At 39.1% G+C, this 22,264-nt stretch carries 22 protein-coding genes; 7 read left to right on the forward strand and 15 right to left on the reverse strand.

Annotated features, from left to right (window positions below; genetic code table 11):
- Positions 1-196: 196 nt before the first annotated feature.
- The 3 genes from C4E06_RS07310 to C4E06_RS07320 form a co-directional block, all read right to left on the reverse strand.
- Positions 197-1,996, reverse strand: a complete 1,800-nt coding sequence (locus C4E06_RS07310) for an aspartate kinase (RefSeq protein WP_107667472.1) — start codon at positions 1,994-1,996, stop codon at positions 197-199.
- A 244-nt stretch (positions 1,997-2,240) separates the two neighbouring features.
- Positions 2,241-3,245, reverse strand: coding sequence for a BsuBI/PstI family type II restriction endonuclease (locus C4E06_RS07315; RefSeq protein ID WP_107667473.1), 1,005 nt, complete (start codon positions 3,243-3,245; stop codon positions 2,241-2,243).
- Positions 3,242-4,261: a DNA cytosine methyltransferase gene (locus tag C4E06_RS07320; RefSeq protein ID WP_107667474.1), complete on the reverse strand. Its 1,020-nt coding sequence runs from the start codon at positions 4,259-4,261 to the stop codon at positions 3,242-3,244. Before C4E06_RS07320 ends, C4E06_RS07315 begins: the two co-directional genes overlap by 4 nt.
- An 88-nt stretch (positions 4,262-4,349) precedes the next feature.
- Between C4E06_RS07320 and C4E06_RS07325 the strand changes: the two genes are divergently transcribed.
- Entirely contained in the window at positions 4,350-5,504 is a 1,155-nt protein-coding gene (locus C4E06_RS07325; RefSeq protein ID WP_107667475.1) for a SpoIID/LytB domain-containing protein, read from the forward strand.
- Between the two features lie 147 nt (positions 5,505-5,651).
- On the opposite strand, the gene C4E06_RS07330 is transcribed toward C4E06_RS07325, so the two are convergent.
- The 5 genes from C4E06_RS07330 to C4E06_RS07355 form a co-directional block, all read right to left on the reverse strand.
- Complete coding sequence (locus tag C4E06_RS07330; RefSeq protein ID WP_107667476.1) at positions 5,652-6,374, reverse strand: hypothetical protein; 723 nt, start codon at positions 6,372-6,374, stop codon at positions 5,652-5,654.
- Positions 6,375-6,548: 174 nt separating this feature from the next.
- A complete protein-coding gene (gene cobW / locus C4E06_RS07335; protein WP_107667477.1) occupies positions 6,549-7,607 on the reverse strand; it encodes a cobalamin biosynthesis protein CobW in 1,059 nt (352 codons plus the stop codon).
- Positions 7,608-7,845: 238 nt separating this feature from the next.
- Positions 7,846-8,631 carry an ion transporter gene (locus C4E06_RS07345; RefSeq protein ID WP_107667478.1) on the reverse strand — a complete coding sequence of 262 codons (786 nt, stop codon included), beginning with the start codon at positions 8,629-8,631 and terminating at the stop codon, positions 7,846-7,848.
- Between the two features lie 6 nt (positions 8,632-8,637).
- Entirely contained in the window at positions 8,638-9,411 is a 774-nt protein-coding gene (gene gloB, locus C4E06_RS07350) for a hydroxyacylglutathione hydrolase (RefSeq protein WP_107667479.1), read from the reverse strand.
- A gap of 23 nt (positions 9,412-9,434) precedes the next feature.
- Complete coding sequence (locus tag C4E06_RS07355; protein ID WP_157951122.1) at positions 9,435-9,671, reverse strand: HEAT repeat domain-containing protein; 237 nt, start codon at positions 9,669-9,671, stop codon at positions 9,435-9,437.
- Positions 9,672-9,844: 173 nt separating this feature from the next.
- Here C4E06_RS07355 and C4E06_RS07360 point away from each other — a divergent pair, with 173 nt between their 5' ends.
- The 3 genes from C4E06_RS07360 (at position 9,845) to C4E06_RS07370 (ending at position 12,426) form a co-directional block, all read left to right on the forward strand.
- A complete protein-coding gene (locus C4E06_RS07360; RefSeq protein ID WP_107667481.1) occupies positions 9,845-10,648 on the forward strand; it encodes a M48 family metallopeptidase in 804 nt (267 codons plus the stop codon).
- A 215-nt stretch (positions 10,649-10,863) separates the two neighbouring features.
- A complete protein-coding gene (locus C4E06_RS07365; RefSeq protein ID WP_198648398.1) occupies positions 10,864-11,367 on the forward strand; it encodes a PD40 domain-containing protein in 504 nt (167 codons plus the stop codon).
- A gap of 48 nt (positions 11,368-11,415) precedes the next feature.
- A complete protein-coding gene (locus C4E06_RS07370; protein WP_232826184.1) occupies positions 11,416-12,426 on the forward strand; it encodes a glycerophosphodiester phosphodiesterase in 1,011 nt (336 codons plus the stop codon).
- A gap of 376 nt (positions 12,427-12,802) precedes the next feature.
- Here the strand turns inward: C4E06_RS07370 and C4E06_RS07380 are convergent, their stop codons facing one another.
- The 5 genes from C4E06_RS07380 to C4E06_RS07400 all read right to left on the reverse strand — a co-directional run bounded on the left by C4E06_RS07380 (position 12,803) and on the right by C4E06_RS07400 (position 17,261).
- Positions 12,803-12,940 carry a photosystem II reaction center protein K gene (locus C4E06_RS07380; RefSeq protein ID WP_087591880.1) on the reverse strand — a complete coding sequence of 46 codons (138 nt, stop codon included), beginning with the start codon at positions 12,938-12,940 and terminating at the stop codon, positions 12,803-12,805.
- Between the two features lie 68 nt (positions 12,941-13,008).
- Entirely contained in the window at positions 13,009-14,667 is a 1,659-nt protein-coding gene (locus tag C4E06_RS07385) for an MBL fold metallo-hydrolase (protein ID WP_107667484.1), read from the reverse strand.
- Between the two features lie 114 nt (positions 14,668-14,781).
- Positions 14,782-16,080, reverse strand: a complete 1,299-nt coding sequence (gene hisD / locus C4E06_RS07390; RefSeq protein ID WP_107667485.1) for a histidinol dehydrogenase — start codon at positions 16,078-16,080, stop codon at positions 14,782-14,784.
- Positions 16,081-16,247: 167 nt separating this feature from the next.
- Entirely contained in the window at positions 16,248-16,979 is a 732-nt protein-coding gene (locus C4E06_RS07395; protein WP_107667486.1) for an ABC transporter ATP-binding protein, read from the reverse strand.
- Between the two features lie 54 nt (positions 16,980-17,033).
- Positions 17,034-17,261, reverse strand: coding sequence for a ferredoxin family protein (locus C4E06_RS07400; protein WP_107667487.1), 228 nt, complete (start codon positions 17,259-17,261; stop codon positions 17,034-17,036).
- A gap of 293 nt (positions 17,262-17,554) precedes the next feature.
- Here C4E06_RS07400 and C4E06_RS07405 point away from each other — a divergent pair, with 293 nt between their 5' ends.
- Positions 17,555-18,709 (forward strand): AZOBR_p60025 family cell surface glycopolymer formation protein, encoded by a 1,155-nt coding sequence (locus C4E06_RS07405; RefSeq protein ID WP_107667488.1) that lies wholly within the window; start codon positions 17,555-17,557, stop codon positions 18,707-18,709.
- A 183-nt stretch (positions 18,710-18,892) separates the two neighbouring features.
- Positions 18,893-19,615 (forward strand): ribonuclease PH, encoded by a 723-nt coding sequence (rph, locus tag C4E06_RS07410; RefSeq protein ID WP_107667489.1) that lies wholly within the window; start codon positions 18,893-18,895, stop codon positions 19,613-19,615.
- A gap of 17 nt (positions 19,616-19,632) precedes the next feature.
- On the opposite strand, the gene C4E06_RS07415 is transcribed toward rph, so the two are convergent.
- On the reverse strand, positions 19,633-20,172 hold the full coding sequence (locus tag C4E06_RS07415) for an NUDIX hydrolase (protein WP_107667490.1): 540 nt from the start codon (positions 20,170-20,172) through the stop codon (positions 19,633-19,635).
- Positions 20,173-21,172: 1,000 nt separating this feature from the next.
- Here C4E06_RS07415 and C4E06_RS07420 point away from each other — a divergent pair.
- A complete protein-coding gene (locus C4E06_RS07420) occupies positions 21,173-21,886 on the forward strand; it encodes a HEAT repeat domain-containing protein (protein ID WP_107667491.1) in 714 nt (237 codons plus the stop codon).
- Positions 21,887-21,934: 48 nt separating this feature from the next.
- On the opposite strand, the gene C4E06_RS07425 is transcribed toward C4E06_RS07420, so the two are convergent.
- Positions 21,935-22,225, reverse strand: a complete 291-nt coding sequence (locus tag C4E06_RS07425) for a DUF4278 domain-containing protein (RefSeq protein WP_107667492.1) — start codon at positions 22,223-22,225, stop codon at positions 21,935-21,937.
- Between the last annotated feature and the right edge of the window lie 39 nt (positions 22,226-22,264).

A 22,264-nucleotide genomic window follows, 5' to 3' on the forward strand; every position in this document is an offset into this window, starting at 1 on the left:
TTGCTCTTGTTATCCTCATCTTATGAGGTGACAAGGGGTGATGTCAGTCCCAAAAAGCCCGTCAATTCAGGGATCTAGCTATTTTAATTTTTCCCTATAAGTGGAAATAAGTGGAAAAAAGGGTTCGGGGTTCGGAGATTATTAGACTCCCCACACCCCCCACACTTAACTTGACTAGAATATGGATACACCCAACTTAAGCAGGAACTTCTACGGTTTCTATACCGGCTAACTCAAACGCTTGATGAACCGCTTTTAAGGCCTTAACCCCTTCTTCTTTGGGAACCACACAACTAATTTTAATCTCAGACGTAGCAATCATTTTGATATTGATGTTTTCGGTAGCTAATGCACCAAAAAACTTGGCCGCTACCCCAGGTTGTCCCACCATACCAGCGCCGACAATACTAACTTTAGCAATATCTTCGTCTACAATCACCTCATCAAAGCCATCGGATAGACTATTTAACACCTGACAGGCTGCTTTAGCGTCTCCTTCACAAACGGTAAAGGCAATGTCACGGGTGGGCATTCCGTTTAAAATACGACACCGTTGCGACTGAATAATGGTATCGACACTAATATTATTATCCGCTAACACTCCAAAAATACTGGCCGCCATCCCTGGTTTATCCTTAACATGACGAATAGCAATTTGAGCCTGTTTTTGATCCAAGGCTACCCCACGCACCGGCGGCGATACCTCTACTGCTTGGGAGGCCACGGGGTTCGGGGATAATTCTACCTCAAAGGCTTCACATAACACTTTAATGGCGCGATCGCCGTCTTCTTTGGCTACGACACAACTTACCTTAACTTCTGAGGTAGAAATCATCTCAATATTAATATTAGCCTCAGCAAGGGTTTTAAACATTTTGGCGGCGATCCCTGGCCGGCCAATCATTCCGGCACCAGCGATGGAAATTTTCGCCACGCCGGTTTCTACCATTACCTCCGCTTCTGTAGGGTTGGAAGGGGTAGTACGTAACGCAGGGGCGATCGCTTCTGCAACCGCTTCGGCCTTGGTTAATACATTTTTGATCACCGTAAAGGCGATATCGTTACTATTGCCTTCGTGGATCGATTGAATAATCAGGTCTACATCCACCTGTTGATGGGCAATTTCGCCGAATAAACGGGCTGCAATACCGGGGCGATCGGGAACCCGTAATAGGGCAATTTTCGCCTGTTCTCCGTCAAATTCTACCGCATCTACTGCTTTAGCAATTTCTAACCCTTCTAGGGATCTCGGTTTGGGAATGGGGGAAATAACGCTAGTTCCTGGCGCATCACTCCAACTCGATCGCACTACCAAGCGAACCCCATAGTTACGGGCAATTTCCACGGCCCGAGGGTGCAATACTTTCGCCCCTAGACTGGCTAATTCTAGCATCTCATCGCAGGTAATTTCGTCCATTAACCTGGCTTCGGGGACGAGACGGGGGTCCGTGGTCAAAATCCCTGGAACATCGGTGTATATCTCGCAAAAACTGGCTTTTAGGGCGGCTGCTAAGGCGACGGCGGAGGTATCGGACCCTCCCCGGCCCAGGGTGGTAATTTCTAGGTTTTCCCTGGAACTAATGCCTTGAAACCCTGCGACAACGACCACTTCAGCCTTATCGAGATGGCGTTTAATGCGATCGGGTTTAATGGAGAGGATGCGGGCCCGACTATATTCTGCTTCGGTCACAATGCCAACTTGCGCCCCGGTTAAGGAGATGGCAGCTTGTCCTATTTCTTGTAGGGCCATGGTTAATAGGGCGATGGTGACTTGTTCTCCTGTGGAGAGTAACATATCCATTTCCCGTCGGGAGGGGTTAGCAGTGATTTCTTGAGCTAAACTCACTAGGGTGTCGGTGGTTTTTCCCATGGCAGAAACAACCACAACCACCGTATTTCCCTGTTGAACCGTTTTTTGAATGCGTTGGGCAACGGTTTGAATTCTTTCGACGGACCCGACGGAGGTTCCCCCGTATTTTTGGACAATGAGAGCCATAATTGAAACAGACGCAGAGATATCAATTATTTAATGTAGCAAAATTACTTAGGGATGATGGGGGATCTGTAACATTTTCTTATATTTGATTGAGACAGGGAATAGGGAATAGGGAATAGGTTTACACTGAGCTTAGTCGAAGTGGAATAGGGAAATAGTAAAGGTTTCAGCTTTTTTAGAAGTCGTTAATATTGTGCCGTCTATTGTTCACTAATTATTTTTTGTTTGATTTTGGAGTTGTGACTTAATAAGAACCTAAAAATTTTTCACCATCAAAATGAATCAAATGATCAGGCGATTCTGCAATCCATACTTCTGTTTCCCAAGCAATTTCACTGACAAACTTACGAAAGGTCTTTTTATCTAAAAAAGCAGTCACAAAAATTAAGTCAGCTTGGCAATTTTCGGTTAGTCTTTTCAAGCTTAATAGTCTAATTGGAGATATTACTCCTGAACTATGGACTGCTTCTATGAGATATAACCAGTTTTTAGTATGTGAATAAGCAATAATATCAGGTAACTCACCATGAGAAATTTCAAAAAATTTTAATTCGTTCAATTTATCTTGATCTAAATGTAAAAATTTATTGGCTGTATCTCCTATGTATAAAACCTCTGCACCGTAACCATAGCGAGGCAAAAATAACTCAACAATTGCTTTTTGTAATTCATTATGTTTTCCTGGACTCAGTTCTAAAACTTTACCAGATGGAAAAATAATAGGAACTAAATCAAGAGAACGACTTTCAGAAAGTTCAGTTTTTAAAGTTTTTGTATGCTTTAAAATTTTATTAAGTTCATAATCCCATTTGTGAGTTCCAAAAGTTTCAATTGCAATAGCATAATTAGGATTTAATGCAAATGCTCTTGTTCCATCATTACGCGCAGCATTAGGGTTAGCAGCACTAGCTATCACAATTTCTGATAGGACTAATAATTTTAAATCTTTTCTACGAATATCATCATAAGAACTTTCTGAAATATTTTCATCAAAATAAGTATTCCAAAATTTAATAATTTCTCTTGTTCTTAACCCATGATTTTGAGATGTTTTTTGAACATTTTTCCAGTCTTGACTATTTTTGATATTAGCAACTGCTAAAAAAGCCATCCCTAATCTTTCTAATCTTCTAGTTGTTTGTTTTTCTAAGGGAATGCCTAATTGATCAAGAATCAACAATGCTTCATTAATCAATAACTTAATTTCGGTATTTTTAGTTGATTTTGCAATATAGTCCTTATGATTCATAAAGGTAAAGATAATTGTTTAGGAAGCGTATATTTTTTAAGTTCTTTTGCTGATAAACGATAACTAGATTCTAAATAATCACGGACACTTTTTGCTAAATAAAAAGCTAATAATGGAGAGACAGCATTACCAATTTGATTATAACAACTGGTTTCACTTCCAGAGAAGTTAAACCAGTCGGGAAAACTTTGTAAACGCGCTGCTTCTCGAATTGATAAACGTCTTCTTCTACCATCAGGAAGTTTAATTCTGTGCATATCTCCTGTGGCACCGGCTAAATTACGACAAGTTAAAGTCCTTGCTGGTTTATCTAAATGTAAATCACGAGGATGTTTACAACAAGATGCTTTCTCATATTTAGCAATATACTTATCCATGCTAGGGGTTAGAAATTTAGAATCAGATAACACTTGAAATGCTAATTCTCCTAATGCTTCTCCTGCTGTAATTCTCTTACTTGAAATTTTAGGAAATTGGAATTTTCCTCGATGTCCCACTACAATTAATCTTACTCTATTTTGAGGGACTCCGAAATCAACTGCATTTAATAACTTCCATTCAATTATATAGCCTAAATCTTGTAAGGCTTGCGTTATCTGATCAAAATACCATTTATTTTTATACAGTAAACCCCTTACATTTTCAAATAACCAAATATCTGGATTAATTTGTTTAATTGCATTGACAAAAATAGGAAACCCATCCCTTGAATCTGCTAAACCTTTTTGTTTTCCACCAACACTAAACGGTTGGCAAGGAGGTCCACCGATGATGACAGATGTAGGGGGTAATTCACTGTTAATTTTCAATTTTCTTAGCTCACATCTTCCTTGTAAGTTGTTGTCATAAGTATCACAACAATCTTGATCTTTTTCAAATCCATAAGTCTCAAATCCTTGTGCTTCAAATCCTAAAGATAAACCACCACATCCTGCAAATAAATCTAAGACAAGATGAGAGTTTAAAGCTTTGGGTTTCAAGATAATATTAATTGTCTCAAGATAATTCGTTGACATAAAACAAGAAAATATTCTACAATTTTTTTGAATAATAACAATCAGAGCTAGACGGACTGAATTAATTTCATCCCTATTTCATATTAATATGACTAATGTGTTTACCACAGGGAAAAAGTTGTTAAAAAACTGGTTGGTCAATCGTCCCCAACTGTGGGGGGTTCCTTTGGTGTGTGCGGTGACGGTTCCCTTGATTATCACTCGGTGGCAACCGTCTGGGCCTTTGATGGAAACCGAACCCCAGACAACTCCTTTACCTCCTCTAAGTCAATTAGACCCCTCTGGGATACCAGAGAACAGCCGTTCGCCTCGACAAGGATCAGAGGTGGAAAAACCCTATTTAAAACAACCGTCTCAGAAGAAACCAGAGATTAAAACTCAAGATTCTCCAGAGAAGAGCATAAAATCAGACCTTGAGGAGTCGGTTAGTTCCCCACCGTCACCCCCCTCTTCCCCCCCCTCTCCTTCTCCCCCTTCCTCTCCCAAGGCATTAGCACCTGCCCCAGTGGACTATCAACCCCCTCCCCTAGAAATTCGGGTGGCAATTTTACGAGATGCTCCAAACACCACCATCGGAGTGTCAGGACAAGGGATAGTAAGCGATCGCCATAATCAACAGCTAAAAACCCTCTCTGGTTCCCAAGGGTGGAATGTTACACCCAATGGGGGTTCTTTATCCTTAGGGGGACAATCTTTGCCGGGGGTGGTTTGGGTGCAACCCACTGAAGGGAGTCTCATCTATGTGGGCGATCGCTGGTATCGGGGCAAAATTTTACTGGTGTCTCAAGGCAACAGTCTATTAGTGGTCAATCATGTTAATTTTGAGCAGTATTTATACAGTGTGGTGGGGAGTGAAATGCACGCCAATGCACCGACGGAAGCGTTGAAAGCCCAAGCGATCGCAGCCCGTTCCTATGCGTTAGTTCACATGATCCGCCCGGCCAGTGCTTGGTACGATTTGGGGAACACCCAACGGTGGCAGGTGTATAAGGGCTTAAACAGTGAATACAATACCGGTCATCATGCGGTAAGAAGCACTAAGGGACAAATTTTAAGCCATCAAGGGGGTGTGGTAGAGTCTCTCTATGCTGCCACTGATGAAATTGTAGCCCGGGCCCACAAGGGACGAGGAATGAGTCAAATAGGGGCTTATGAGTTAGCGAGAAAGGGTTACGATTATCAACAGATTTTAGACCATTATTATCCTGGGGTGGGTTTAGCGAGGTTAATTTTGAGTAATTAAAGCCTCTAAAAAATTCTTGAAGGGAGTATTAGGAAAAAACTGTAACTATACTCCCAGTAAGAAAAATAATACACTCAAAAAAATAAATACAAGACTGATTAAAATGAAATCCCTAATCATGCAATAAAACACAATTAGTATCAGCTTTTAGGATGTGTATAAATTATCCTTATGAACCTCTTTAAAACGACGGTAAGCCAACCACATTTCTTGAGTTGCATCTTCTGGGTTTGACTTTCCTTTATAAAAGAATTTTTCAATGGATTTATTATCAAATTTAAGCGGTTGTAAAAATCTTAGATAATCATCTATAGTTAAACTTTTATTATATTCAATAATATCTCCTTTGACTCGTTCATAGACTTGGAAATCACGTAGATATCGGTCTTGTAAATTTTCTATTGTTTGATCGGGAAATTTTTTTTTTGATGATGCCATAAATCCACTAGGTTCTCGAAAACAAAAAATTTTTCTTTCTGGTTCACCAAACATTTTTACTAGAAGTCGATAATCGGGATAAGTTGCGTGAGCTTGTTTTAAAACTAAATCCAATTCATTTCCTAAACTTAAATTAGCATGATCTAAAATATTATTAGCTATGTCTTTTAGTAAACGATCTCGATCAATTCCTTGAACCTTGTCAAAGCTATCGTTTAATATGTATCCTAGTCCCCAATCTGAAATTGATAATTTTGATTGATTGCCAATCAATCGAGTAATATAAGATGTTCCAGAACGGGAATTACCATAAATATACCACCATCTTAAGGATTGCTTTTGACCAAAACGATAGGATAATCTAATTAATTTTTTGTTTACAAGTTGAACAAATTTCTTGTATTTTTTAAAATTTGAGGCCAAACTTAACATAGTACAATTGTTAGAATTAAAGTTGTGTATTTTGTCTATTTTGCGATCGCTATACTTATCAAGTAATAACGAGTATTTATACTCAATATACCTGATTTTTTTAGACTACCTCGTATGTTACAAGCTAAAGTACGAAATCTCCATTGTGAGATACTGCACATGATTTAACACATTTTAGGTCAAATTACAAGCTCTATTCACGTCTACTAATTGTTGTTCTATGGTTTGTTGCTTTAATTCTCTACCGATGAACACTAAACGGGTTTGTTTGGCTTCATTGTCACGCCAGAGGCGATCGTAAAAAGAATCGAAGCGATCGCCCACTCCTTGCAACACTAACCGCATGGGTTTGTTAGGCACATGAACAAACCCTTTAATGCGATAAATTTCGTTTTCTTGTACTAATTTAGTTAACGTTTTGACTAATTGTTTGGGATCGTAACCTTGTTCTAAGGTAATTTGTACTGAGTTAATCTCATCGTCGTGATCATGTTCTGCTTCGTGATCGTGATGAGAGGGACGGGTTTCTAAATTGTCTTCTACGGCTGCATTAAATCCGAGTAAAATATCGGGATTAATTTGACCTTGATGACAAGAAACCACTTTCACACCAGGGCGTAATTCTTGGCCTAACCAGGCTTTAATTTTGTTTAATTCTGTTGCATTAACTAAGTCCGTTTTGGTGAGTAAGACTAAGTCTGCACAGGCTAATTGATCCTCAAATAATTCTTCGATGGGGGTTTCATGTTCGAGGTTAGGATCGGCTTGTCTTTGTGCCTCTAATGCGTCTAAATCTCCCACTAAGGTGCCGAAAGCCAAAGCTTGACAATCGACTACTGTGATGACACCATCAACGGTGGCACTGTTACGAATATCGGGCCAACGAAAGGCTTGCACAAGGGGTTTAGGTAGGGCTAAACCGGAGGTTTCTATTAACAGACAATCGAGGGAGTCTCGTCGTTCTAGAAGTTGCTGCATGGTGGGATAAAATTCTTCTTGAACGGTGCAACAAAGACAACCATTATTGAGTTCTATAATATTCTCGTTGGGGTTATTATCTTCTTCACAAATTTGACAATCTTTAAGTAATTCTCCATCAATTCCCACTTCTCCAAATTCATTCACTAATACAGCAATGCGTCGGTTATCATTATTTTGTAAAAGATGACGAACTAATGTGGTTTTTCCTGCGCCTAAAAAGCCGGTAATCACGGTAACGGGTATTTTGTGCATTTATTAATTTTCTCTAGCATTTATATTCCTGTTGAATCATATCATACTGGGTTTAGATCATAAACTAGAGTAAGAATTGTTTAATATTTTTGATAACTTGGAAAACTTGATAAAATTCCTGATTATTTCTTTTGACTAAGGTTAGTTTATCTGAGAGATCATATTCTTTTTACCATAACTTACTCCTAAATGTGCTTAATATTATAGGGGCTTAATAATATTAAGCCCCTACGCATAATTATAACTTAGTTCCACAAATTTTACAGAAGTTAGCATCTCGATCATGAAATTTTAAGCCACAATGGGAACAAGTTTGATTACCTTGTTGACTACTTTGTAAAAATTTTTGGGTTAAGATTCCGAGTTGCCAAGGGATTAAAAGAATTCCTGAAAAAATCATCATTACTGTTAAAATTCGTCCTGCTTCTGACAGGGGAATCACATCACCAAACCCGACGGTTGTCATGGTGACAACGGAAAAATATAACGCATCAAAAAAGGTCTTAAATACTTCTGGATTACTATAATGTTCAACTTGATAAATCGCTCCAGAATAAATAAAAATCAAGGAAAATAAAATTAAAAATATTCTAACTAAAACAACACCATCTTCAGATTTGACTCTAAATAAAGATGTTTCAAATTTAATCAATCTTAAAAGTCTAAGAATCCGAAACCAGCGAAGAATCCGAATAAAACGAATATCAACAAACCCAATAAATAAAGGTAAAATAGATAGTAAATCAATAAAAGAAAAAAGACTAAAAATAAATTTTAGTTTTGATTTTGCACACCAAAAACGGATTAAATATTCAAAAGTAAATAAGTATAAAATGACATCATCTAATTGGGCTAATAACCTTAAACTCGACTCAGGCAAAGGGTAAGTTTCAATGACAAAGATCCCTGAAGACAATAAAATAAGCCCCAAAATTGTCAGATTAACTGTCACTCCAATGGGGCTATTAAAATCATCTAAATAATAAGATATTTTTTCTTTAATGTTGAAATTGGGGGCTTCCATATTGAATCAGAAATTATCTTTCATTCCCCTAATTTTACCAAACACTCTGGCCGGATCATTCATCCCTGTCACCATTTGCAAAGCCGGTTGATCCCATCTTAAAAAAGGATTGGTTTTCTTTTCTTCTCCTAATAAAGAGGGAACAGTGGGCTGCTCATTTTCACGGGCTTTAATCACCTCTTGATAACGGGTTTGTAAATCATGATTATCTTTATCAACCGTAACCGCAAATTTAAGGTTATTTAAGGTATATTCGTGGGCGCACCAAATACGAGTATGATCCGGTAAGTTTCTCAGTTTACCTATGGATTGAACCATTTGACTGGGGGTCCCTTCAAATAAGCGGCCACAGCCTCCAGCAAAGATAGTATCACCACAAAATAAGTCGCCTATTTCTTCTGAATCATTAGGAGGAAAATAATAAGCAATATGTCCACGAGTATGCCCCGGAACAAAGTACACTTTCCCTATTTTGCCGGCAAATTCTACTGTGTCCCCTTCTTCTAAAAAGACTTGTTGTCCTGGAATTCTACCTTGATCTTCTTTGCTTCCATAGACACAAAGATCGGGGTATTTTTCCATTAGTTTTTCATTGCCTCCTACATGATCAGCATGGTGATGAGTGTTGAAAATAGCGACTAATTTTGCTCCTAATTGATCGAGGCAATTTAACACTGGTTGGGCCACCGCCGGATCAACCACTGCGGCCGTGTTATTATCGGCATCATGTAAGAGGAAAATGTAATTATCAGATAAGGCAGGTAAGCGTTTAATTTCCATAAAAATAATTATTTACTTCTTCTCTATTTTAACCTCTCTACTGCCAATTCACTGCCGATGTTTCCTAATGCCTCTGCTGCACTGATTCTCACATAACGATATTCATCATTAAGAGCAGAAAGTAACCCCTCTACTGCCAATTCACCCCCTATGTTTCCTAATGCCTCTGCTGAACTCCTTCTCACCAACATAGATTTATCATTAAGAGCAGAAAGTAACCCCTCTACTGTCTTGTCATAACCTCGCCCTATTTCAATCAATACTGTCTCATATAACTCAACAGAAGTCAGAAGTTCCTCGCTTCGCTCCGGCTCTATCGAACAGAAGTTGTTTTTGAGAAAAGGATTTAAGCCTCGCCTCAAAAACGTTTCGCTTTAAAAAGCCAGGTTTTAGACCCTATTCTCTCGATAATTGGACTTAGTATTACTTTATTATGAGCGATCGCAATCCTCCCCCAAATTTTCGTCAACTCTTCATCATATTAGGAATTTTTCTAATTATTATTATCCTTATTATTCAGTTGATCTCATTTTTAGTTGATTGGGGAATTACCTATATTCCTGTTAGTTGGGAACAAAAACTAGGCTCGATTGTGGTTCCTATTTATGAAGAAAAAGCAGAAGATTCTCCTCAACAAAAAGCTTTAAATCAGCTTTTAGATCGTTTAGAATTACAAATTGATGATGAATCCTTAGCCAAAAGAGATTATCGAGTTATTTATATACCCGAAAATACTGTCAATGCTTTTGCGCTTCCTGGAGATGTAATCGGGGTATTTCAAGGGTTAGTAGAAAAGGTTAACTCAGAGAATGAATTAATGATGATTTTGGGTCATGAATTAGGTCATTTTTCTCATCGGGATCATCTTCGTGGTTTAGGGAAAGCATTAATTCTTCAAATAGCGATCGCAACCTTTGCCGGGGATAATAGCTTTTTATCCAATAGCATTGGAACCCTGACCGAAACTATCAGCAATACTCACTATTCTCGTTCCCAAGAATATCAAGCGGATGAATATGGTTTAAGGTTATTAAATAAAACCTATGGTCATGTAGCAGGTGCAACAGATTTTTTTAAGCATCTTGATCAGAAAAAAGCGTTAAATTGGGACTTTTTCTCTACTCATCCCGCTTCAAAAAAACGTATCAGAAAACTCAATCAATTAATCCAACAAGAACAATATAAAATCGGTTCTTACTCTGAGTTAGAGACTATTCTTAAACAAAATATTAAGTAGGGTGCATTAGGCAAACTATATTTTTGGGGTGGTTATCATACTTTTTTTATGCCGTAATGCACCGAAAACTTGCTTTTTGCTGTATTACGTTGCGCTAATACACCCTACAGTTTTTTTAAGCAGTTACTATTAAAATAGACCCTATTGCCTATTCCCTATTCCCTGTTCCCTCTCTAAACTAGCTAATGTGATCGAAGATGCAAGATATGAAAATAATGCAGTTTCGTCTGTTTCTAATTCCTATATTATTGATGGGAATGCTTCTTACTAGCTGTCGTCATCCCCTGTTAACGACTCCAGAAATACCCACCGGGGGACTTAATACGAAGTCCCCCGAAGAATATCCCACCTATAGCGGAGATGGTCGTTATTTAGCCTTTGCGTCGGAACGTCAAGGTCATCGAGATATTTATCTGTTTGATTTAGAACAGAAGCGTCTTGTTTCGTTGCCTAATCTCAATCGGAGAGACTCGAGTCAAGATCAACCGGCGTTAAGCTTTGATGGGCGTTATTTAGTCTATGTTTCCACCGAACGAGGGAAACCCGATATTATGGTCTATGACCGCAATAATCAACGTTCTACGTTACTCTCAGCTAATGTTAGGGGTTCGGTTCGACAACCCACCATTACCGGGGATGGGTCTCAAGTCGCTTTTCAAACCACTCAACTCGGAGAATGGAATATTGCGATCGTTAATCATCAAGTTTCTGGAGATTAACATAAATCCCCCCACCCTAATCAATACCTTATGACGCAGGTGCAAGATATGAGTCAAAAACCAATTATTATCGCTCATCGGGGTGCGAGTGGTTATCGTCCTGAGCATACTATAGAAGGGTATCAGTTAGCCATTGAAATGGGGGCCGACTTTATTGAACCGGACTTGGTTTCGACTAAAGATGGGGTGTTAATTGCTCGTCATGAAGTTAATATTACAGATACGACTAATATAAGCGATCGCTCAGAGTTTGCCTCTCGCTATACAACAAAAATCATTGATGGTAAACAAGAAACGGGTTGGTTTGCTGATGATTTTACCTTAGCCGAAATTAAAACATTAAAAGCAGTTCAACGTCTGGAGTTTCGAGATCAATCGTTTAATGGTTTATTTGAGATTCCGACGTTTCAAGACATCATTGATTTAGTTAAACAAGTGGAAACCAATACCGGCCAAAAAGTTGGTATTTACCCCGAAACTAAACATCCGAGTTATCATGATTCGGTTGGGTTATCCTTAGAAGAACCCTTAGTTAAACTGTTAAAAGATAATCAATTTTGCGATCGCGATCGCCTTTTTATCCAATCGTTTGAAGTGAGTAACTTACAAAAACTCCGCAGTCTCATTGATGTTCCCTTAGTTCAACTGTTGAATGCAGCCGGTATTGAAAAAGACGGCACGTTAATCGAAACGCAACCTTATGATTTTGTGGTTAAGGGTGATTCTCGCACCTATGGAGACTTGCGAACTGCTACAGGATTAACTAACATTGCGACTTATGCTGATGCCATCGGCCCGTGGAAACGAATGATTATGTCTGTTGATGAAACTAATAAAATTTTACTGCCTCCCACTTCACTTATTCATGATGCTCATGATGTGGGTTTATTAGTGCATCCTTTTACCTTTCGTAATGAAAATATTTACTTAGCGACCAATTATAACGGCGATCCTAACTTAGAATATCAACCATTTTTTGACTTAGGGGTGGATGGGGTCTTTAGTGATTTTTCTGACACGGCCATTAAAACCCTCAATCGATGGATGATGATCCATTAATCGAGGGTATGATCAAGGTTTTCCCTGTTAGGCTTTACTGACATCTTGCACGCCTTACAAAATAACTTAATAGCTAAAAAGAAGACAGTCAATGTTCAAGCAGTTAGCCTTAAAATAAGATACTTTTGCCTGTCTTGGTGAGCGTTCCCTTGCGCAGATGCGAAGGCGCGGGTCTCACCGCTCTTGCCTCTTGCCTACCCCCCTGCCCCTTACCCCCCTGCCCCTTACCCCCCCTGCCCCTTACCCCCCCTGCCCCTTACCCCCCCTGCCCCCCTTATAAAGGGGGGTGTGGGGGGTGTGGGGGGTGTGGGGGGTGTGGGGGGTGTGGGGGGTGTGGGGGGTGTGGGGGGTGTAATCGAAGGTGCAAGATATAAGTTTACTTAAAACCGACAGCAGCTTGCCAAACGAAGGCTAAAGCCAAGAAAAACACAGGAATAACTGGTAATACGTCGACCAGAGGATCGAAAATTTGATAAGCTTCGGGTAATTTTGCTAAAAGGAATACTGTTTCCATATGGTTATCTACCTTCGGAACTCTTTTATATTATGGATCACCAAATATCCTATCATAAACATGGTAAATTACTTATCTTCTTCTTTGGGAAGGGGTTCAAACACAGGACAATATCCCTCTGGTGTAACTTTAAACCCATAAAGAGGAGATTGAGAATTCCAACACCGTTGACCCCGATAATGGCGACAAGTTAAACAACAATCTAAATCATTGATCACTTTTTCGGCATTGCTTTGATTGAGGAGTTCCCGTTGCGGAATACCGCGCAAGACTAACTCATCTCCTTGCCAACGCGCTTCTACCAGTCCCGTATCAGCAAAATAACGCCAGTGGGGATCATCAATAATGCCGTGGGGCAACGTAATGGTAATATTTCTGTCTAATTCATTTAATTCTCCCTCATAAACCCCAGGAGACGGGGCCGCCGGTTGAATAAACTTATCGCCGATGGGTAGTTCGACTAATTTTCCGGTGGAAGGAAGATGAAGTTGATAACGGTTTTGTAACTCTTCTAAACTGGTTAAATCCGTTAAATTGATAGGGGACCCATGAACAAAAATAATATGTTGGGGTCGTAAATTATGAATTAACTGAGTGGTGTTACGGCCATCACTATGTTCAGCCAATACATAAGACTCCGTATGGACTGAGACTTTTTCCATCAATTTAACAATATCTGGTGATTCGAGGGTTTGTCCTTCGTAGGGTAAAGCCGGAAATAACATCACCCATAACCCTGAGAGTAGATAACCTTCGTCGTAAAGGGTTGGGATATCATCGGTTAAGACAATGCAAGGGGTTTGTCCAATTTTGCCCCGTTGTTGAGGGGTTAAACGACGTAAACGGGGACAGATTCGTTCATCCCAAAATAGGGGTTGATGTTTGGCAAAATTTTGCACTGAGATGGGAAATTCTGGCAGTAAATCTAAATAGCGATCGCAAGCATTCGCCACTTCCCCATCGACCCAGATATCTAAGTCTCGTCCAGTAAACTGATGATGAGACCGTAATAATTTCAAAATTTCTTGTCCCAACCCCAAGGTTGGCACCGGTAACACCACACTATAGCCGTGGGTTAAACACTCATGAATACGCTGCATCAACTCTTTTTCTTGCTGACGGCGATGGGGATGGCGCATGGTGCCATAAGTGCCTTCGATGATTAAAATATCAGGGGATAGGCCCCGTAAGGCCTCGACCGATAATCCTTCAACCAGTTGGAGATTCGATAGAGAAAAGTCGCCGGTGTAGAGTAATTTATAATCACGTTCAACGGTGCGATAGGTTAAGAAGATAGAGGCCGCCCCCGGTAAATGACCAGCCCGAAATAACTGCACTGTCAAATCATCAAACAACTCAAAGGGTTTTTCCCAGAATAACCCCTGACAAAAGTTAGCGGTTTTGGGGGGATGTTTTTCGGGCCAGTTTAGGGGGAGTAGTTGTTTAGTAACGTGACTGGCATAAATGGGTAAAGTAGGAAAGGCTTCATGGAGTGCTTTTAATCCTCTAGCATGATCACTATGGGCGTGACTGCAGAAGACGGCATCGGCTGGGGGTTGACTTTGATTGAGTAAGGGAGTAAGGTCCCTTAAGCCACAATCAAGCAAAATCCGATACGGCCCTAATTGCACCTCCAGACAGACCCCTTCATGATCATGACCCACTCCATAGGGTAAACAGGTAAAATGGTCTCGACGATGCTCAGCTTTAGGAGGACGTTGACTCATAGACACTTGCTTTCAGCTCTTGAGAGAGCTTAATTAGTATCAAGGATAACAAAGTTTTTTAATTGTATCGAAATCTCTCGTATAAAGTTAATTATTTGTGCTAACTACCTACCCCTACTGATAATCTTCCCCTTCCATTAACCGTAAATTCATGGCATCGGCGGTTCCGGGTAACCCCTCTGCTAGGGCTAAAATTTCTAAGGCATTGGCTAATTTTTTCAGGGCCGTGGGAGAATATTCGATGAGATGGGACGGTTTTAAGAAGGTTTCGACTCGGACAGAAGAGGCGTAACGAATTAATCCAGAGGGGGGCAAAATGACCCCTCCAGTCCCTAAATAGTCCCCAATGGCTTTGGGGGTATGATGTCCCAGGAAAAGGCTACCGACGGCGCGAATTTTCTCGACGATATCCCAGGGTTCGGCTAGGGCTAACATCAGATAATGAGGGGCAAATTGATTGGTGAGGTTAATGGCTTGTTCGAGGGAGTCAACGACTATGATTAAGCTATAGTGGGCGATCGCTTTTTCGCATAAAATACCGTGGACGTTATCTTGTAATTTTTCTTGTACTTTGGTTTGAAGGTTTTGTGCCAAACTTACATCCGTTGTCAGAACGATGACGGCACTACTGGGGTCCTGTTCAACTTGGGCTAATAAGTCGGCAGCAATGTGGCTGGCTTTGGCCGTTGCGTCGGCAATAATGAACAATTCTGAGGCATCGACTGGGGTATCAATGGTAACGGTCCCGTGAACCATGCGTTTCGCTAAGATAACGTCTAATCCACCGGTTCCTGTGATCACGTCTACTTGAGGAATGGTTTCGGTTCCGTAGGCTAAAGCAGCAATGGCTTTTGCCCCTCCCATGCGATAAATTTGGTTCACCCCACTCACTTGGGCGGCCACTAAAATATCGGGGGGGACTTGGCCCGTTTCATCGGGGGGAGTGACGAGGATAATTTCGGGAACTTTGGCTATTTTTGCCGGTAGGGTTTGCATCAATACCCGACTCATGGGGGATGCTTGATCCCAGGCCACATAAATACCGGCCCGTTTGACGGGAGTGTATCGTTTGCCGACGACGACCTCATCATCTTCAAATTTAACCCAGGGTTTGGGCAGTTGTTGTTTATAGAAGCTTTCTAATTTTTGACTGACGGTTTGGATGGCATCGAGAAGTTCTTTGGGAATCTTTTGATAGGCTGCGTCTAAGTCCGAACCACTCACTTTGAGATAGGTGGGGGTGGTGAGGCTGTCAAAGGGTTCAAAGAGTCCTTGATCCCCTTGGTGTTTAATTCTTTCGAGAATTTCTCCCACAGCAACTTCTTTTGCTTGAATCTCGTCTCGATAAGGGCGATCGCGGATTCTTTGCAATTCTGTGTTTATCTCAGCTGACTGGGTAATGATTCGCAGCATGGAGTTTGATCACTTTGTTAGAGTCGCTAAGCCAGAATTTACATTCTTTCTCCACTTAAACTTAAGAAAGAAACTTGCTTCTAACCTGGGGTTCGACTGTTGTTAATCCTTTCCTTATCTAGCTTACCTTGTATTTTTGAAATTGTAGTCTCCTGGAGAACTTTCTCCTACAATTCTCCGTCCTCATGGGCGGCCCCTAAATAGAGTTGTCCGACTTTGGGATCGTTGAGTAGGTCTTCTCCTGTGCCTTCAAAGCGATCGCGGCCATTTTCTAAAACGTAACCGCGATCAGCCATCATGAGGGCTTTTTTGGCGTTTTGTTCTACTAATACGATGGCTTTTCCCGTTTGATTGATGGCTTTAATCTGTTCAAAGACGCTATTGACTAGGATAGGGGAGAGGGCGGCCGAGGGTTCATCTAGTAATAAAACGTCGGGATCTAGCATTAAGGCCCGTCCCATGGCTAACATTTGTCTTTCTCCTCCGGATAGGGTTCCTGCTTTTTGACGGCGACGTTCAGCCAGTCGGGGAAACATGGTGTAAATTTTATCTTTTTGTTGTTTTAATGAGCCATGAGTGATAAAAGCACCCATTTCTAGGTTTTCTTCTATGGTTAGGGTAGCAAATACATTTTGTATTTGAGGCACATAACACATTCCTAATTTCACGATTTGATCGGATTTTAATCCTGTGATATTTTTTCCTTTAAAAATGATTTGACCTTGATTGGTTTTTAGTAGTCCGAAAATGGTTTTGACTAAGGTGGATTTTCCGGCACCATTGGGGCCAATCACCGTTACTAATTCTCCTAAAGCAATGCGAAAGTTGATGCCTTGTAAAATGTTTAAATCTTTTACATAGCCGGCATAAACATCCTTAACTTCTAAGATATTTTCCATTGTTTCAATTGTTGTTACCCCATTTTACTTACTTTCAAATTCATGGTTATTCTCTTAAGATGGAGTCTTTTGTAACTCGGGTCTTTCTTCTGGTACAATAGCCCCTTCAACGGGACAAACTTGTAAGCAAATTCCACAATCAATACAAGTGGCAAAATCGATCCAATACCAGTCTGTGCCTTTGACATTTTTCCCGGGTCCTTCATGAATACAAGCCACAGGACAAGCGTCTACACAGTCGGCTACTCCTTCACAGGTTTCGGTTACAATGGTGTGTGGCAAGGTTATTCTCCTTATTTAAATGATGGTCATTTTTTATTTTAAACTATGTTGGTTATCATAGCACTTTTATTACCCTGATTTAAAGCTATATTTTCCATAAATAGCGATTAATAAATTTCTTCAACCCATAATAATTATTTTTTCACTAAACCCCTATCTAAAGATTTTTAAATATTACTGTTACTTGGCTTCAATACTCAACATTTGGGAACAATTATAACCATTGACAGTCAATTTGGTTTAATGATTTTATTTCAAATTGCTCAAACTATTATACTTATTTTTTCTTGAAAATGTCTCAGAAACTTCCTCAACCTCATCAATCTCCAGTTTCTATCCATTTACTCAACATAATTATTGCTATATTATTGGTATTTTGGGTAACTTTATATTTTTATTTTTTCAAATTCAATGGTAATATTACGGGTTTTTTTCGCATTGGTTCTATTTTACCCCTTTCTCCTTTTTTAAATGCTGAAAATACGTTAATTTATCAAGGAGAAATTGGTTATGATGGTCAACAATTTTTAACGTTAGCCCTTGATCCATTTTTACAAAATCCTGAAACGATTAATAGTTTAGATCATCCTATTTATCGTTATCGTCGTATTTTATATCCTTTAGTTAGTTATCTTTTAGCATTGGGTAATAGAAGTTTAATCCCTTATATTATGGTAGCAATAAATGCTCTATCGATTGTCCTGATTGTTACTATTACAAGTTTATATTTTAAATCGGATAACCTCTCAAAGTTTCAAGCTCTTTTTACCCTCTGTATTCCTGGAGTTTGGATGGTGTTATCTTTGGGAACGGCTGATTTATTTAGTAGTGTCTTTTTAATCGCTTCGTTTTATTGTTATCGTTATGAAAAATATAAGTTAACGGCTTTATTTATTAGTCTCGGTTGCTTAACCAGAGAAACCTTATTAATAGTTTGGTTTGCTTTATTTTTAACCAGTTTAATACAAAAAAGATTTAAACAAATTAAATATTTATTATACGGGTTAATTCCCCCCATTTTATGGACGGTTTACATTAGTTTCTTAGAGTTACCTGGAAAAGTGAGAGTTAAAGATAATTTTGGTTTTCCCTTTCTGGGAATTATCAATAAACTAATTAGTATTGTAACAGGAGGATTAAACGGAAGCAACTTATTTGAAGCTTATATGTTCTTCATTTTGCTATTCAGTTTTGTAGCGATTTTCATCTTGTATGTTAAACACCGTCAAACTAATTTATTAATGCAAATAGGCAACAGTTTTTATAGTGTAATGTTTGCTTTTAGTAGTATGACGATTTTAGGGTATTACCTAGATTATTCACGAGTTTTTATGGATGTTTATTTCTTACTGTTACTCAGTTTGAATTTAACTAAAATACCCTATAAAACCATTCTATTTTCAGCCTCAGGAATAGGAAGTTTAGCCTTCTTGATTTTACATTCTTGAATACTAAGTAGGAGATTATCGATAAGGGTAAGGTGGGCAATGTCTAAAATAGTTTCTGTCTTAGGTTTATATTTTATTGGCATTGCCCACCCCACAAGTTTAATCTATTTAATTAGACTTTCTTACTTTTGTCATCATTCATGGTAAGATGCAAAAGCAAAAAACAAATGTTGATCATAAATTATGTCTTGGCAACGTCCTGATGGCCGTCAACCGAACCAACTTCGTCCCGTTAATTTTGAACTCAATTATACTCGTTTTTCTGCCGGTTCTGTGTTAGCCCACTGTGGTGAAACAAAAGTGCTTTGTACGGCCAGTATTGAAGACAGAGTTCCCCGTTTTCTCCTAGGAAGTGGCCAAGGATGGTTGACAGCAGAATACAGAATGTTACCTGGTGCAACTCAAGAACGTCAACGAAGAGAACTTTTAAAACTATCAGGAAGAACTCAAGAAATACAAAGATTAGTCGGTAGAAGTTTACGATCTTGCATCGATTTACAACAGTTAGGAGAAAGAAGCATTACCATTGATTGTGATGTCTTACAAGCGGATGCAGGAACCCGCACAACTTCTATTACAGGGGGATATGTGGCCTTAGCTTTAGCTATCCATAACTTGATCAAACAAGGGGAATTAATCAAGTCTCCTTTACGCTTTCCCGTGGCAGCGATATCAGTGGGACTTATCGAAGGAGAGGCCTTTTTAGACTTGAATTATCCAGAAGATTCTCAAGCAGATATTGATTTTAATGTGGTTATGACGGGAAATTTAGACTTAATTGAAGTACAAGGAACAGCCGAAGAAAATAGTTTTACCCGTTCCCAACTTAATGATATCTTAGATTTAGCAGAAATGGGGATTAAAGAGTTAGTTGCTTTGCAAAATCAAGTCTTAACTATAACCTAAAAAAAATCATGCTCTATTTATCTCTGGGCTAACCATTCCCATAAGACAGCACGACATTGAAGACAAGTTAAATCCTTCAATAAGTGATTAATTCCTTCTGAGGTTGTAGAATAAGTCTTTGCTACCCGTTCAACATTAATCATAGGATAAGGAGATATTTCTGCTACAAAACCGTAAAGTTTTTGGTTAGAAAAAGAACTATTAATTGGCCAACCCACTTGATTAAGGGCTGTTAGACTCACAATATCTGATGATGATATTCCTAATTCTCGCTCTAAGATTTGAGAGGCTACTATTTCATGACTTAAACCCTGATTTAATCTGCCTCCAGGAAAATCAAGGGTTGCTTTTTGAACCCCCGGACGATAGGAAAAATTGGGTAAGATAATTTGATTATTTTGAATCGTCAGAATAATCAGAGAATCAGCTTTTTCCACTCGCCAATAGTCTAATATGTGTTGACGTTCATCTTCTAATTTTTCCCCAATAATAGTGAGCCAAGGGGTATTAATTTCGATGAAACGTTCTAGGGTACGCCAATGGTTTTTGTCTGTCATGGCCGAATGGTTTCAAACCTTGTTAATATCCTACCTTTTTTTGAATCCCATAACAGCCCACTTATATAACCCATATACTGTGGTGTTTGTCAAGAGCAGCACTTTACAAAGTTTACATGATTTAGTACATATGCTCAAAACCGAGGTATAAAAAAGACGAAAACTGTCTAAACTGTCATCATTTTTTCAAAAATATAACGAAGTATTGGGGTTAATGGAGGTCAAACCCTTAACTCGACATACGTGCTGTAGAGTTTCATCGTTACAAATATACCCCAAAGCCAGTAAATTCGTCAACTATTGAGAAAGATTCCTACATATTACGAACTGTAAAGTTAGCAAAAATTTTCAATAATTAATCAAAACAGGCTTTAACTATTAACGATGCTTATTAAAACAACAAAGAGAAGATAATTGTAGGGTGGGTTAGACAGAGATCAGTTATATTGTGGTTAGACTCTCAAAATGTCTTGTAACCCATCATTTTTGTTGGGTTTTGTTCCTCAACCCAACCTACCTTTGATAGTCATTGCAAATTTAGCATTAGTAGGGTGGGCAATTATTTAACTAAATGAAAAATAGAAATATTAATCTAAGTATTGCCCACCCTAAAATTACATAGCTTTGGTGGGCAAAATTAACCTTAAGTTGATAAAATAGTAATATTAATGTCGGTTTTGCCCACCCTACAAATAGGAATAAAATCTATGAAACGAAAAAAGACTTAACTGATTATAAATAATCAAATAATTGAAGAAAAACAATTCATATGTGCTGTTAAAATTGTTAAAAATTATCGCATTTTTTCTCCAAAAAGTAGCCGAGAGAAAATTGTATCGTTGCCCAATAATTAATCACCCTTTAAAAACCATCCCTCAATGGAGCAAAATGGTGGAATATCATGGCCAGAAATTCCAGTTATATCAAGGAAGTTTGCCCTCAAATAGGTTACAATAAAAATCCTTGTTAATTTGTATGTTGTCCTGCTTAAATTTTTCTGATGAATGATTTTCTACTCACCTTATTTTTCTTATTAGTGATAATCAGTGTTTATTCACTCTTAGTTAAACGAAAAAAAGACCAGCAAACCCCCCTAAAAAATAAGCCTTCTGAGTCATCTGGCCAGACTTTGTCGTCTCCAACTCCAGTCTCTAGACCATCAGAATTATCCAGTGAGATCAACCCTTCTCAAACTCAAGTTCAACCCTCTCAACCGTCTCAAACCTCTAAACCCTATACCTCTTCTTTATTACCCCCCACTCCAACTATTAACTCTCAAAACGAGTCTAAATCTTTAGCCCAAACCATTAAAGATTGGGGAGACTCCAACTCTTCAAATTATATCCCCCCGATTCTTAATTATTTAACCCATTCCGATGCTTCAATTCGGGTTACGGCGACTAAAGCGTTAGGAAGATTAATGAGAACGAATAACCTTAACGCTAAGATGCGTCAGGCTATTCTTGCTCTAGGACGTTTAACCCGTGATCCTGTGCTTTCGGTGCGTTTAGCTGCGGTGGAAGCTTTAAGCAAGGTTAAATCTCCCGTGGTCATTCCGTTTCTGAAAGTCGCTCAAAAAGACAGTAATAGCCAGGTTGTTAAACGTGCTAGTGCTGCCTTAACTGATTTTAAAGGCTATCCTTTAAAGTCTGCCAAAAAAGTCACGAAAAAACCCAAAAATGTGGTTAAGCAGTTGCCTTCAACTTCCACTTAAAAAATTAACGGGGAAGTTTAGAGACTTCCCCGTATGACTTAATTTGGTTTATGCTAAGCCCACTTCTTCAGCTAAACGTAACGACATCGAGTCTGCGCGATCAATTTGTTTTTGCTGATGACGCAAGATCAACTGACGTGACTTCTCTTTAATCCCATTGTCAGAAGTTGGGTTGTTATTATACTTGACACCTCGCCAAGTTAAATTAGCGTTGGGTTGAAGCGTCACTGAATGATGGTGATTACGAAACCGCCAATCATGTTCTTGGCTTGAAGTAGAAGGGAGTTCTACGTTTACGGGATTATAATTATAGCTAACACCACGATAAGTAAGTTGCATCCTAGTTGCCTCCGAATAGTTGTCATCGTTGAGATCGGT

Origin of the sequence: Cyanothece sp. BG0011, assembly GCF_003013815.1 — a bacterium.
Classification (GTDB): domain Bacteria; phylum Cyanobacteriota; class Cyanobacteriia; order Cyanobacteriales; family Microcystaceae; genus Crocosphaera.

Excerpts from the sequence above, each read along its gene's own strand:
- C4E06_RS07310 (WP_107667472.1), bottom strand. The coding sequence starts at position 1,996 with ATGGCTCTCATTGTCCAAAAATACGGGGGAACCTCCGTCGGGTCCGTC.
- C4E06_RS07315 (WP_107667473.1), bottom strand. The coding sequence starts at position 3,245 with ATGAATCATAAGGACTATATTGCAAAATCAACTAAAAATACCGAAATT.
- C4E06_RS07320 (WP_107667474.1), bottom strand. The coding sequence starts at position 4,261 with ATGTCAACGAATTATCTTGAGACAATTAATATTATCTTGAAACCCAAA.
- C4E06_RS07325 (WP_107667475.1), top strand. The coding sequence starts at position 4,350 with ATGACTAATGTGTTTACCACAGGGAAAAAGTTGTTAAAAAACTGGTTG.
- C4E06_RS07330 (WP_107667476.1), bottom strand. The coding sequence starts at position 6,374 with ATGTTAAGTTTGGCCTCAAATTTTAAAAAATACAAGAAATTTGTTCAA.
- cobW (WP_107667477.1), bottom strand. The coding sequence starts at position 7,607 with ATGCACAAAATACCCGTTACCGTGATTACCGGCTTTTTAGGCGCAGGA.
- C4E06_RS07345 (WP_107667478.1), bottom strand. The coding sequence starts at position 8,631 with ATGGAAGCCCCCAATTTCAACATTAAAGAAAAAATATCTTATTATTTA.
- gloB (WP_107667479.1), bottom strand. The coding sequence starts at position 9,411 with ATGGAAATTAAACGCTTACCTGCCTTATCTGATAATTACATTTTCCTC.
- C4E06_RS07360 (WP_107667481.1), top strand. The coding sequence starts at position 9,845 with ATGAGCGATCGCAATCCTCCCCCAAATTTTCGTCAACTCTTCATCATA.
- C4E06_RS07365 (WP_198648398.1), top strand. The coding sequence starts at position 10,864 with ATGCAGTTTCGTCTGTTTCTAATTCCTATATTATTGATGGGAATGCTT.
- C4E06_RS07370 (WP_232826184.1), top strand. The coding sequence starts at position 11,416 with ATGAGTCAAAAACCAATTATTATCGCTCATCGGGGTGCGAGTGGTTAT.
- C4E06_RS07380 (WP_087591880.1), bottom strand. The coding sequence starts at position 12,940 with ATGGAAACAGTATTCCTTTTAGCAAAATTACCCGAAGCTTATCAAATT.
- C4E06_RS07385 (WP_107667484.1), bottom strand. The coding sequence starts at position 14,667 with ATGAGTCAACGTCCTCCTAAAGCTGAGCATCGTCGAGACCATTTTACC.
- hisD (WP_107667485.1), bottom strand. The coding sequence starts at position 16,080 with ATGCTGCGAATCATTACCCAGTCAGCTGAGATAAACACAGAATTGCAA.
- C4E06_RS07395 (WP_107667486.1), bottom strand. The coding sequence starts at position 16,979 with ATGGAAAATATCTTAGAAGTTAAGGATGTTTATGCCGGCTATGTAAAA.
- C4E06_RS07405 (WP_107667488.1), top strand. The coding sequence starts at position 17,555 with ATGTCTCAGAAACTTCCTCAACCTCATCAATCTCCAGTTTCTATCCAT.
- rph (WP_107667489.1), top strand. The coding sequence starts at position 18,893 with ATGTCTTGGCAACGTCCTGATGGCCGTCAACCGAACCAACTTCGTCCC.
- C4E06_RS07415 (WP_107667490.1), bottom strand. The coding sequence starts at position 20,172 with ATGACAGACAAAAACCATTGGCGTACCCTAGAACGTTTCATCGAAATT.
- C4E06_RS07420 (WP_107667491.1), top strand. The coding sequence starts at position 21,173 with ATGAATGATTTTCTACTCACCTTATTTTTCTTATTAGTGATAATCAGT.
- C4E06_RS07425 (WP_107667492.1), bottom strand. The coding sequence starts at position 22,225 with ATGCAACTTACTTATCGTGGTGTTAGCTATAATTATAATCCCGTAAAC.